Here is an 11,738-nt window from a genome sequence, read left to right as displayed (position 1 = left end):
CTGCGGATGTTACTCGGACGCCTCGATGGGCGTAGAGACGAGCTTGCCTTCGTTGATCTCGCGCAGGGCGATGGACAGCGACTTCTCGTTCAGCTTGGTGTCGACCAGCGGGCCGACGTACTCGAACAGGCCCTCGTGGAGCTGGGCGTAGTAAGCGTTGATCTGACGTGCTCGCTTGGCACCGAAGATCACCAGGCCGTACTTGGAATCGGCTGCCTTAAGCAGCGAGTCGATCGGCGGGTTGATGATGCCTTCAAGGTTCGTGGACACGAATTCTCCAAATTTCTAACGGGCTGATCGCTTCTGCGGTTAGCGCGGGTGCGGGGTCAGCCCCATGAGTGAAACAAGCTCGTCCGCTGCCCGGCGAACGTCGTCATTGATGACGGTGTGGTCGAACTCCGGTTCAGCAGCAAGCTCTACTTTACCGGTTTCCAGCCGTCGCTGCTGTTCCTCGGCCGATTCCGTGCCGCGGCCCACCAGACGGCGCACCAATTCTTCCCAGCTGGGCGGTGCCAGGAACACGAACTGCGCGTCCGGAAGGGCCTGCTTGACCTGGCGCGCCCCTTGCAGATCGATCTCCAGCAGCACTGAGCGGCCCTCGGCGATGGCCTGCTTTACCGTGCTCTTCAGCGTGCCGTAGGTGTTCTGCCCATGCACCACAGCCCATTCCAGGAATTCTCCGGCGGCCACGAGGGACTCGAACTCCTCCTTGGACTTGAAGTAGTAGTGCACTCCATCGATCTCACCGGGCCGCGGAGCACGGGTGGTGGCTGAAACGGACAGCCAGACCTCCGGGTAGTTGTCCCTGATATAGGTGGACACGGTGCCTTTGCCAACAGCCGTAGGACCAGCGAGGACTGTCAGTCCGGGTTTCTTGCTCACGTATTCCTTTGGGCAGTCTTCAGATGAATCTGTTTCGGATGAATCTATTTCTCGTTCATAAAATCTACCAGCGCCCGGCGCTGGTGCACTCCCAGCCCCCGTACCCGCCGTGACGCTGCGATGCCCACGGTCTCCATGATGGCGGCCGCCCGCACCTTCCCGATGCCCGGCAGGGCCTCGAGCAACTCGGACACCCGCATCCGGGCGATGGCGTCCTCGCTGCCTCCCGAATCCAGCACCTCCGCGATGGACAGGTCTCCGGTTTTGAGCCTCTCCTTGGCGGCGGCCCTGGCGGCCCTGGCAGCGGCGGCTTTCTTGAGCGCATCAGCACGTTCCTGGGCTGACAAGGGTCGCAAGGTCACGGTCATCCCCCGGGGGTCGCCTATGGATCCACGGCCTGGGCCGTTGGACTTGTCCTGAACCTACTCCTCGGCGGCGGCAGAAATCAATGGACTATTCGGCGCGGAGCCCGTCCAGGGTGCTTGTGGCTGCGTCCTGCAGGCTGCGGACACCTGGCCCGGCCTTGAGGATGTCCCTGCTGGACGTCCCCAGCACTTGGGGATAGGCGGCACCGAACGTCGTGCGCAGATCGGCAGGCGTGGCGCCCTGGGCACCCAGCCCGGGGGCCAGGATGGGTCCGCGGACGGCTCCGAGGTCCAGACCCAGGTCCGCCAGTGCCGTGCCCACGGTGGCCCCCACCACGAGTCCAACGGAGCCAAGCGTCCCGTCGTAGCGTTTGTTTTCTCCGGCCGCAGCTTCGACAATCCGGCGCGCAACAGAATCGCTGCCGCCGACGTGCTGAACCGAGGCACCCTCCGGGTTTGACGTCAGGGCCAGGACAAAGACGCCGCGGCCGTGCTCGGCCGCGAGGTCCAACGCCGGGCGCAGCGACTCGAAGCCAAGGTACGGGCTCAGGGTCACTGAGTCGGCCGCCAACGCTGAGCCGTCACGCAGCCAGGCGTCGGCGTACGCCGCCATCGTGGATCCGATGTCCCCGCGCTTCGCGTCGGCGATGCTCAGCACTCCGGCGTCTGCCGCGGCGGCCAGCGTCCGCTCCAGGGCGGCCATGCCCTTGGAGCCGTGGCGCTCGTAGAGCGCCACCTGCGGCTTGACGGCGGCAGCGAGGGAACCGACGGCCTCCAGGACCGTCAGGGAAAAGCGCTCCAGGCCGGCGGCGTCGTCGTTCAGTCCCCACTCGCTGAGCAGCGCCGGGTGCGGATCGATGCCGACACACAGCGGGCCGCGCTCAGCCATGGCCCGGCCGAGCCGGGAGCCGAAGGACTCCCGGCCGGCCGTTTCTGCAGCTTCCGCGCTTCGGGTTCGTGCACCCTCAGGCATGCCAGGACGCCTTGAGATTGGCGGCGTGCTCCTGCAGGCTCGTGACGGACCACTCGTACGTGCGCAGTGCCTCGATGGCCTGGACGGCGGCGTTGAACTCGGCCACCGTGGTGATGCAGGGGATGCCAATGGAGGTGGCCGCCGCCCGGAGCTCGTAGCCGTCGCTGCGGGCTTCGCCACCGGACGGGGTGTTGAACACCATGTCGATTTCGCCTGCGATCACGAGGTCGGCGATGGTGCCTTCGCCTTCGGCGCTGCTGCCCTCGGCTACCTTCCGGACCGGCGTGGCCTGGATGCCGTTGCGGCGCAGGACGTCGGCCGTGCCCCCGGTCGAGACGATCTCGAAACCGAGGTCGGAGAGCCGCTTGACGCCCATGATCACCGAACGCTTGTCCCGGTTGGCCACGGAGACGAAGATCTTGCCCTCCGTGGGCAGGGCATTGTTCGCTCCGGCCTGGCTCTTGGCGAACGCAGTGTCGAAGTGCTTGTCGATGCCCATGACTTCGCCGGTGGAGCGCATTTCCGGCCCGAGGAGAGAGTCCACCACAGTGCCCTCCGGCGTGCGGAAGCGGCTGAACGGCAGGACCGCTTCCTTGACCGAGACGGGCGCATCCAGCGGCAGTGTGGAGCCGTCGCCGGTTTCCGGGAGCATCTTGTAGGCGCTCCGGAGCTGGTTAATGGTGACGCCGGTGCCGATCAGGGCAGCCGCCTTTGCCATCTGCACGCCGGTGGCCTTCGAGACGAACGGAACCGTGCGTGAGGCCCGCGGGTTGGCTTCCAGCACGTACAGGACGTCCGACGCCAGGGCGAACTGGATGTTGATCAGGCCGCGCACACCCACGCCCTCGGCAATCGCCTGGGTGGCCGTCCGGACGCGCTCCAGGACGTTGCCGCCCAAGGTGATGGGAGGCAGGACGCAGGCGGAGTCGCCGGAGTGGATGCCCGCTTCCTCGATGTGCTCCATGATGCCGCCGAGGTACATGTCCTTGCCGTCGAACAGCGCGTCGACGTCAATCTCAACCGCGTCCTCCAGGAACCGGTCGATCAGCACCGGGTGGTCCGGGGTGATTTCCGTGGCGTTGGCGATGTAGCGGGACAGGTTGGGCTCGTCATAGACGATTTCCATGCCGCGGCCGCCCAGCACGTAGGACGGGCGCACCAGCACGGGGTAGCCGATCTCGTCGGCGATCTTCTTGGCGTCCTCAAAGGACACGGCCGTGCCGTTCTTCGGGGAAATAAGCCCGGCTTCGTCCAGGACGCGGGCGAAGGCTCCGCGGTGCTCGGCGAGGTCGATGGCTTCCGGCGAGGTGCCCAGGATGGGCACGCCGGCGTCGGCCAGCTGTTGGGCGAGCTTCAGCGGGGTCTGGCCGCCGAGCTGCACGAACACGCCCATGACGCCGCCGGTGCGTTCTTCCGCGGCGATGACCTCGAGGACGTCCTCGAGGGTCAGCGGCTCGAAGTACAGGCGGGTGGAGACGTCATAGTCGGTCGAGACGGTTTCCGGGTTGCAGTTGACCATCACGGTCTCGTAGCCGGCCTTGCGCAGCGCCATGGAGGCGTGGACGCAGGAGTAGTCGAACTCGATGCCCTGCCCGATGCGGTTGGGGCCGGAGCCGAGGATCAGGATGGACGGCTTGGAGTGCAGCGCAACCTCGTCCTCCTCGTCGTACGACGAGTAGTGGTACGGGGTGTATGCCGCGAATTCGGCGGCACAGGTGTCCACGGTCTTGTACACCGGACGGATCCCCAGGGCCTGCCGGACCCCGCGTACCACGGCCTCCGGGTTGTGCGTCAGGGCACCGATCTGCTCATCGGAGAAGCCGTGGCGCTTCGCGCGCTTCAGCATCTCCTGCGTGAGCGCGCCTGACTGCCGGATCTCGCGGGAAATCTCGTTCAGCAGCTGGAGCTGGTCAAGGAACCAGGGATCGATCTTTGTGGCCTCGAAGAGTTCCTCCACACTGGCGCCGCCGAGCAGGGCGCGCTGCACCTGGTGCAGGCGTTCCGTCGTCGGGCGCTTGGCCTTTTCGATGAGCTCCGGCACTTCCCATTCGGGAACGGAGCTGAAGTCCAGCTGCGAGCCCTTCTGCTCCAGGGACCGCAGCGCCTTCTGCAGGGCCTCGGTGAAGTTGCGCCCCATGGCCATGGCTTCGCCGACGGACTTCATCGTGGTGGTGAGCGTGGGGTCGGCGGCGGGGAACTTCTCGAAGGCGAACCGCGGGACCTTGACCACCACGTAGTCGAGCGTGGGCTCGAAGGACGCGGGGGTCTGCTGGGTGATGTCGTTGGGGATCTCGTCCAGGGTGTAGCCGAGCGAGAGCTTGGTGGCGATCTTGGCGATGGCAAAGCCGGTTGCCTTGGAGGCCAGGGCCGAGGAGCGGGAAACGCGCGGGTTCATCTCGATGACCACAACACGGCCGGTCTGGGGATCAATGGCGAACTGGATGTTGCAGCCGCCGGTGTCCACGCCGACTTCACGGATCACCGCGATGGAGATGTCGCGCAGCCGCTGGTATTCGCGGTCCGTGAGGGTCAGTGCCGGGGCCACGGTGATGGAGTCACCGGTGTGCACGCCCACGGGATCGAAGTTCTCGATGGAACAGACAACAACGACGTTGTCGTTCTTGTCCCGCATCATTTCGAGTTCGTATTCCTTCCAGCCGAGAATGCTCTCTTCCAGGAGCACCTCGCTGGTGGGGCTGTACTGCAGGCCCTGGCCGACAATCCGGCGCAGGTCGTCTTCACTGTAGGCGAGCCCGGAGCCCAGGCCGCCCATGGTGAACGACGGGCGGACCACCATGGGGTAGCCAAGATCGTCGGCTGCCTTCAGGGCCTCGTCCATGGTGTGGATGATGTGGCTGCGCGCAGATTCCGCGCCGCACCGCTCCACCACGCCCTTGAACTTCTCCCGGTCCTCGCCGAGTTCGATCGCCGCGATGTTGGCGCCGATCAATTCCACGTTGTACTTCTCCAGCACGCCGTTCTTGTCCAGCGCGATGGCAGTGTTGAGGGCGGTCTGGCCGCCCAGGGTGGGCAGCACGGCGTCGGGGCGCTCCTTGGCGATGATCTTCTCGACCACCTCCGGAGTGATCGGCTCGATGTAGGTGGCGTCTGCGAACTCGGGGTCCGTCATGATGGTTGCCGGATTGGAGTTGACGAGGATGACCCGCAGGCCCTCATCCTTGAGGACGCGAAGGGCCTGCGTGCCGGAGTAGTCGAATTCGGCGGCCTGGCCGATCACGATCGGGCCGGAACCGATGACCAGGACGCTCTTAAGGTCAGTTCTCTTGGGCATTACTTCTTGTCCTCAGTCTTGGAATCGGTGGTGTTCTGATCGTCTGCCGGCTTCTCCGACAGGTTGGCGGTGCGGCCGTTGCGCGTGCCCTCCATCAGCTCGATGAAGCGGTCGAAAAGGTACGCGGCGTCGTGCGGCCCGGCCGCTGCTTCCGGGTGGTACTGGACCGAGAAGGCCGGGATGTCCAGGCACGCGAGCCCTTCAACGACGTCGTCGTTGAGGCTGATGTGGCTCACTTCGACCCGGCCGTAGCGCTCTTCGGGCGCTGTGGTGGGGCCGTCCAGCGGGGCGTCGACGGCGAAGCCGTGATTCTGTGAGGTGATTTCCACTTTGCCGGTGCGGCGGTCCATGACCGGCTGGTTGATCCCGCGGTGGCCGTACTTGAGCTTGTACGTGCCGAACCCCAGGGCACGGCCCAGGATCTGGTTGCCGAAGCAGATGCCGAAGTACGGCAGCTTCTCATCCAGCACGGTACGGAGCAGCTTGACCTGGTTGTCGGCCGTGGCGGGGTCGCCGGGGCCGTTGGACATGAAGAACCCGTCCGGGTTGACGGCCTTGACGTCCTCGATGGTGGCGGTGGCGGGCAGCACGTGGACACGGACGCCGCGCTCGGCGAACCGGACCGGCGTCATGGCCTTGATGCCGAGGTCGATGGCGGCGATGCTGAACCGGGCGTCGCCTTCCCAGCCGTGGTCCTTGGGCTCCACCACGTAGGCCTCGTCGATGCTGACTTCCTCGGCCAGCCGGGCGCCTTCCATCGGGGCGCTGGCCAGGACCGCGTCAAGGAGCTCCTTTTCCGTGGCCTCTGCCGCCTCGCCCGAGAAGATGCCGGCGCGCATGGTCTTGTGCTCGCGCAGGTGCCGGGTGATGGCCCGCGTGTCCACGCCCTGGATGCCCACGATGCCCTGCTCGACGAGTTCGTCGTCGAGACTGCGCTCCGAGCGCCAGTTGGAGGGGCGGCGGGCGGCGTCGCGGACGATGTAGCCGGCCACCCAGATGCGGCGGGACTCGGCGTCTTCGCTGTTCACGCCGGTGTTGCCGATGTGCGGCGCCGTCTGCACCACCAGCTGGCGGGCGTAGGACGGGTCGGTGATGGTCTCCTGGTAGCCGGTCATGCCGGTGGCGAAGACCGCCTCGCCGAGCGCGGTGCCCTGGGCGCCGTAGCTGCTGCCGCGGAAGATGCGGCCGTCTTCGAGCACCAGGGCGGCCGGGGAGCTTGCTGTGTTGTTGTCCGTCACTGTATTACTTTCCACTCTGGGCATCGGCCTGCGGGCCTGCGGAGATTAGTTCTTGAAGTTTTTGGAAGAGGGCCGGTTTGTCCGCGGCCCGGCGGGTTCGGAAGCCGGTGTCCAGCTGATGGGTGCCGAGCGCCCAGGTGAGGACCAGCAGTCCGTCCTTTTCGACGAACTTGCCGGCCATGCCGCTGTCCTGCCGGACGCCGCTCAGCCCGGCTGCCGGGATGAACAGCGGCGCGGCACCGGAGCGGTCCAGGAGCACGCCCTGGGGATGCACGCTGAGCTGGGCGTTGGTGCGGATGCCGAGGCCGTGCACGGCAATCCGGTCCAGCCAGTCGCCGGCCGTGGTGGACGCCACGTACTGGCCTTCGGCCGTCAGCAACGGCTCCCCCAGTTCGGCGGGAACCGGAGGAAGTGGCTCGATGTCCGACTGGCGCCGGAGCCGGTTGCGCCACCCCATCCAGATCAGGCCAAGGGCGACGGCGATGAGGACCGCCGTGATCAGCCCGGCAAGGAGCTCCTTCTCCATCAGTTCGCGCCCGCCATGCCGGCAGCCGGAGCTTCGGCGGGGTAACGGTAGGGGGTGTTGAGTTTGCCGTCAAGGACGGTGGGGTGCCCCTTGAAGAAAGTGGCCACCACCTTGCCGGGGAGCTCCATGCCGCGGAAGGGCGAGTTGCGCCCCATCGTGGCCATGGCAGAGGGGTCAACGGTCCAGCGGGCCGCGGGGTCCACCAGGATGATGTTGGCAGGCTCCCCCTTTTCGAGGGGTCGGCCCTGGTCGGCGAGACGGCCGATTCCCGCAGGCGCCACGGAGGTTGCCCTGGCGAAATCCGCCCAGGTCATGAGGCCGGTCTCGATCATGGCGTGCTGCACGACGGACAGGGCGGTTTCCAGCCCGGTCATGCCCATGGCCGCCTGTGCCCACTCGCATTCCTTGTGTTCGCTGGGGTGCGGAGCGTGGTCCGTGCCCACGACGTCGATGGTGCCGTCGGCCAGGGCAGCCCGCAGCGCCTCCACATCGGCATTGGTGCGCAGCGGCGGGTTGACCTTGTACACGGGGTCATAGCTGCGGACCAGGTCGTCGGTGAGCAGAAGGTGGTGGGGTGTTACTTCAGCGGTGACGTTGATCCCGCGGCCCTTGGCCCAGCGGATGATCTCCACCGATCCGGCGGTGGACACGTGGCAGACGTGGAGCCGGGACCCTACGTGCTGGGCGAGCAGGACGTCGCGGGCAATGATGCTTTCCTCGGCAACTGCCGGCCAGCCGGTCAGCCCCAGGACAGCGGATACTTCACCCTCGTTCATCTGCGCACCGGCAGTGAGGCGGGGTTCCTGCGCGTGCTGGGCCACCACGCCGTCGAAGGCCTTGACGTATTCGAGGGCGCGGCGCATCAGGACCGGATCGTGGACGCAGATGCCGTCATCGGAGAACATCCGGACCTGCGCCCGGGAGTCGGCCATGGCGCCGAGCTCGGCCAACTGCTCCCCCGCCAGGCCTACGGTGACAGCACCCACCGGGCGGACGTCCACCCAGCCTGCGGCGCGGCCCAGGCTGTGGACCTGCTCCACGACGCCGGCCGTGTCGGCGACGGGGGTGCTGTTGGCCATGGCGTGCACGGCGGTGAAGCCACCGAGCGCCGCCGCCCGGGTTCCGGTTTCGACGGTCTCGGCGTCTTCGCGGCCCGGCTCGCGGAGGTGCGTGTGCACGTCCACCATGCCCGGCAGCGCGATGAGGCCGTCAGCGTCGATGATGGTGGCGTCGTCAGCCGCGTCTGTCTCCGACAGGTCCTTGCCCCGCCCGGCGATGACGCCGTCGCGGATGAGCAGGTCCTCCGCGCCTTCGCCGAGGATCGACGCGCCGCGGATGAGGTAGGTTCCGCTGGTGTTCGTGCCGTTGCTCTTCGTGCCATTGCTGGCGGTCTGGTCAGCCATTACTTGCTCTCTTTCAGGGTGGCGGCTGGTTCGCGGGTGTCCCCGGAGAGCAGCAGGTACAGGGCGGCCATGCGGACGGACACGCCGTTCCGGACCTGTGCGAGCACGGTGGAACGGGGCGAGTCGGCGGCCGCGGCGGAAATTTCCAGCCCACGGTTCATGGGCCCGGGGTGCATGATGATGGTGTCTTTGAGTCCGAGGGTGTCCAGCGCCCGGAGCCTGGCGTCGTCAAAGCCCCAGCGGCGCGAGTACTCGCGGGTGGAGGGGAAGTACGAGGCATTCATCCGCTCGCCCTGGACCCGGAGCATCATCACGGCGTCCACGCCCTTTTCGAGCGTCTGGTCCATGTTGTAGCTGACCTTGCAGGGCCAGGTTTCGACGCCGATGGGCAGCAGCGTGGGCGGCGCCACGAGTGTGACTTCGGCTCCCAGGGTGCGCAGCAGCCATACGTTGGACCGCGCAACCCGTGAGTGCAGGACGTCGCCGGCTATCGCTACGCGCATGCCCTTCAGGTCAGCCCCGGTGGATGGCAGGCCCCCGAGTTTTGCCCAGTGCCGGCGCATGGTGAAGGCGTCCAGCAGGGCCTGGGTGGGGTGTTCGTGCGTGCCGTCGCCGGCGTTGATGACGGCGGCGTCAATCCAGTCGGTCGCGGCGAGCCTGTGCGGGGCACCGGAGGCCCAGTGGCGGATCACGACGGCGTCTGCACCCATCGCGGATAGCGTCTGGGCGGTGTCCTTGAGGGACTCCCCCTTGGAGACCGATGACCCCTTGGCGGCAAAGTTGATGACGTCCGCGGAAAGCCGTTTGGCAGCGGCCTCGAACGAGATCCGCGTGCGGGTTGAATCCTCGAAGAAGAGGTTCACCACCGTGCGGCCGCGCAGCGCGGGAAGTTTCTTGACCTCTCGGTCACCGACGGCAGCCATTTCCTCGGCCGTGTCGAGGATCCGCACGGCGTTGGCGAGGCTCAGGTTTTCGGTGGACAGCAGGTGCTTCATGCGCCGGCCTCGATGACGACCTCATTGACCGTCTGGCCGTCAATGACGTCGGTTTCCTCGAGGCGTACGCGGACCTTTTCGGAGGAGGAAGTCGGCAGGTTCTTGCCCACGTGGTCCGCCCGGATGGGAAGCTCACGGTGTCCGCGGTCGACGAGGACGGCAAGGCGCACGATGCGGGGCCGTCCGAGGTCGACGAGGGCGTCCAGGGCGGCGCGGATGGTGCGGCCGGAGTACAGCACGTCGTCGATCAGGACAACAACCTTGTTGTCGATGCCGGACAGCGGCAACTGGGTGCGGTGGGGCGGCCTGGTGGGCTGGTGGGACAGATCGTCGCGGAACATCGTGACGTCAAGCTGGCCAACGATGGCGGCGGCGTTCACGGCGGGGTCCGCGGCAGCGATTTTCTGGGCGAGCCGGACGGCCAGCGGGTAGCCGCGGCGTGGAATGCCCAGCAGCACCAGGTCCTGGGAGCCTTTGTTGGCCTCGAGGATCTCATGGGCGATACGAGTGAGTGCACGGTCAATATCAGCCTGGTTGAGTACAACCCTGGCCGGAACCGGTGCCTGTGTGACAGGAGTCAACGCTCGTCTCCCCTTTCCCCGCCTCACGGGACGGAATTAAAAAAGGAACATTGCTTTCCCAAATTACCACACGGACATTTGCCAATTGGCCCGCGGGAAGGCGTCGTCCGTCACATCCGGGCGGCCCGTCTGCCGATAGGCTCATGACTATGTCCATGAACCCGCAGCAGCCTGCACCCGGACCGTCCGGCAACCGCCCCGGAGACCCCCGGTGGCAGTTCCATGAGCAGACGAACCCCAGCTGGATGGGCCATGTCCGCCCGCAGGATTACCGTCCGGCGCCAGGACACCGCGGCGGCTCGGTGGCCCAGGTCATTCCTGAGTCCGCCACGACCGTTGCGGTCCGCCCGTCCTCCGGGGTGCTGTCCCTGGTGGTGGGAGGAGTTGTCCTCGCCTTCGTCAGCCTGTTCCTGGTGGTCCCCTTCCTGCTGGCCAACACCGGTGTTACCGGCTTTGCCATCGGGTTTGTCGCCTCACTGATTCCGCTGGGGGCCGTGCTCTTTGCTGTGCACATCATTGACCGATGGGAGCCCGAGCCGAAACGGCTGCTCCTGTTCGCGTTTACGTGGGGAGCGGCGGTTTCCATCGCCGTAACGCTGCTGATCCAGCCGGTCTTCGCACTTGCGGCGCCCACGTCCGACGAGGCGTCCTTCCGGGACTTCATGACCACCGTCCAGGCCCCCGTTGTCGAGGAGTTCGCGAAATCCCTGGGGCTGCTCCTCCTGCTGCTGCTCGCCCGCCGGCATTTCGACGGTCCCGTGGACGGCGTGGTGTTCGCCTTCACCATTGCCGGGGGCTTTGCCTTCACGGAGAACATCCTCTACTTCGGCCGGGCCATCGCCGAGTCCGCCACTCCCGGCAGCGACCTCGCCCAGATCTTCTTCCTCCGCGGCGTCATGTCGCCCTTCGCGCACGCGATCTTCACCGGAACCACCGGGCTGATCATGGGTTTCGCTGCGCGCCGCTGGCACTCCGGTGTTTCCGTTGCCGGGTTCGCCGTGGGGCTCATTCCCGCCATGGTCCTGCACAACCGCTGGAACAGCATGGGGCAGGACTTCCTGGCCCAGTATGTTCTGGTCCAGGTCCCCATTTTCCTGCTGGCCGTGGGCTGCATTGTGGCCCTGCGGGTCGCCGAGTCACGCCTCACCCGCCAGCGGCTGCATGAATACGCCGCAGCGGGCTGGTTCACGCCCGCCGAGGTCGGCATGCTTGCCACCGCCGGCGGACGGCGGCAGGCGGTCCGCTGGGCCAGTGCATACAACCGCGGTCCCCAGATGAAGGCCTTCGTGAAGGCTGCAACTCAGCTGGCCTTCATACGCCAGCGGATCCTGAGTGGCCGGGACGTTGCGCTGCACCAGCAGGACGAGCTACAGCAGCTGCACCACCTCGTGGCGCTGCGCGCCGCCGTCGGGCATTAGAAAAGCCGCCCCTGACGTCTCAACGGGCAGCAAAAAGCCCCGACCCAGTTCATTCACAGGGGGTC

11 protein-coding genes are annotated in these 11,738 nt (G+C 66.6%); 1 reads left to right on the top strand and 10 read right to left on the bottom strand.

The window, feature by feature from the left end; genetic code table 11:
• Positions 1 to 9 precede the first annotated feature (9 nt).
• From rpoZ to pyrR, 10 genes are all read right to left on the bottom strand, one after another.
• Positions 10 to 270 (bottom strand): DNA-directed RNA polymerase subunit omega, encoded by a 261-nt coding sequence (gene rpoZ, locus AC5RUM_RS08460; protein WP_205653913.1) that lies wholly within the window; start codon positions 268 to 270, stop codon positions 10 to 12.
• A 39-nt stretch (positions 271 to 309) separates the two neighbouring features.
• On the bottom strand, positions 310 to 882 hold the full coding sequence (gene gmk / locus AC5RUM_RS08455; protein ID WP_205653914.1) for a guanylate kinase: 573 nt from the start codon (positions 880 to 882) through the stop codon (positions 310 to 312).
• 44 nt (positions 883 to 926) lie between these two features.
• Positions 927 to 1,250 (bottom strand): integration host factor, actinobacterial type, encoded by a 324-nt coding sequence (gene mihF, locus AC5RUM_RS08450; protein ID WP_400576119.1) that lies wholly within the window; start codon positions 1,248 to 1,250, stop codon positions 927 to 929.
• An 85-nt stretch (positions 1,251 to 1,335) separates the two neighbouring features.
• Complete coding sequence (pyrF, locus tag AC5RUM_RS08445) at positions 1,336 to 2,220, bottom strand: orotidine-5'-phosphate decarboxylase (RefSeq protein WP_494034508.1); 885 nt, start codon at positions 2,218 to 2,220, stop codon at positions 1,336 to 1,338.
• Positions 2,213 to 5,512: a carbamoyl-phosphate synthase large subunit gene (gene carB / locus AC5RUM_RS08440; protein WP_494034507.1), complete on the bottom strand. Its 3,300-nt coding sequence runs from the start codon at positions 5,510 to 5,512 to the stop codon at positions 2,213 to 2,215. Before carB ends, pyrF begins: the two co-directional genes overlap by 8 nt.
• Positions 5,512 to 6,774 (bottom strand): glutamine-hydrolyzing carbamoyl-phosphate synthase small subunit, encoded by a 1,263-nt coding sequence (carA, locus tag AC5RUM_RS08435; RefSeq protein WP_494034506.1) that lies wholly within the window; start codon positions 6,772 to 6,774, stop codon positions 5,512 to 5,514. The genes carB and carA overlap by 1 nt, the downstream gene beginning before the upstream one ends.
• Complete coding sequence (locus AC5RUM_RS08430) at positions 6,755 to 7,276, bottom strand: PH-like domain-containing protein (protein ID WP_494034505.1); 522 nt, start codon at positions 7,274 to 7,276, stop codon at positions 6,755 to 6,757. The genes carA and AC5RUM_RS08430 overlap by 20 nt, the downstream gene beginning before the upstream one ends.
• Positions 7,276 to 8,679 carry a dihydroorotase gene (locus tag AC5RUM_RS08425; RefSeq protein WP_494034504.1) on the bottom strand — a complete coding sequence of 468 codons (1,404 nt, stop codon included), beginning with the start codon at positions 8,677 to 8,679 and terminating at the stop codon, positions 7,276 to 7,278. Before AC5RUM_RS08425 ends, AC5RUM_RS08430 begins: the two co-directional genes overlap by 1 nt.
• Positions 8,679 to 9,674 carry an aspartate carbamoyltransferase catalytic subunit gene (locus tag AC5RUM_RS08420; RefSeq protein WP_494034503.1) on the bottom strand — a complete coding sequence of 332 codons (996 nt, stop codon included), beginning with the start codon at positions 9,672 to 9,674 and terminating at the stop codon, positions 8,679 to 8,681. Before AC5RUM_RS08420 ends, AC5RUM_RS08425 begins: the two co-directional genes overlap by 1 nt.
• Complete coding sequence (gene pyrR, locus AC5RUM_RS08415; protein ID WP_494034502.1) at positions 9,671 to 10,255, bottom strand: bifunctional pyr operon transcriptional regulator/uracil phosphoribosyltransferase PyrR; 585 nt, start codon at positions 10,253 to 10,255, stop codon at positions 9,671 to 9,673. Before pyrR ends, AC5RUM_RS08420 begins: the two co-directional genes overlap by 4 nt.
• Before the next feature lie 149 nt (positions 10,256 to 10,404).
• On the opposite strand from pyrR, the gene AC5RUM_RS08410 reads away from it, so the two are divergent.
• Positions 10,405 to 11,673: a PrsW family intramembrane metalloprotease gene (locus AC5RUM_RS08410; RefSeq protein WP_494034501.1), complete on the top strand. Its 1,269-nt coding sequence runs from the start codon at positions 10,405 to 10,407 to the stop codon at positions 11,671 to 11,673.
• The last annotated feature ends 65 nt before the right edge of the window (positions 11,674 to 11,738 follow it).

This window comes from Arthrobacter sp. B2060, assembly GCF_059090445.1.
This window is presented reverse-complemented; position numbering and strand designations above follow the sequence as displayed.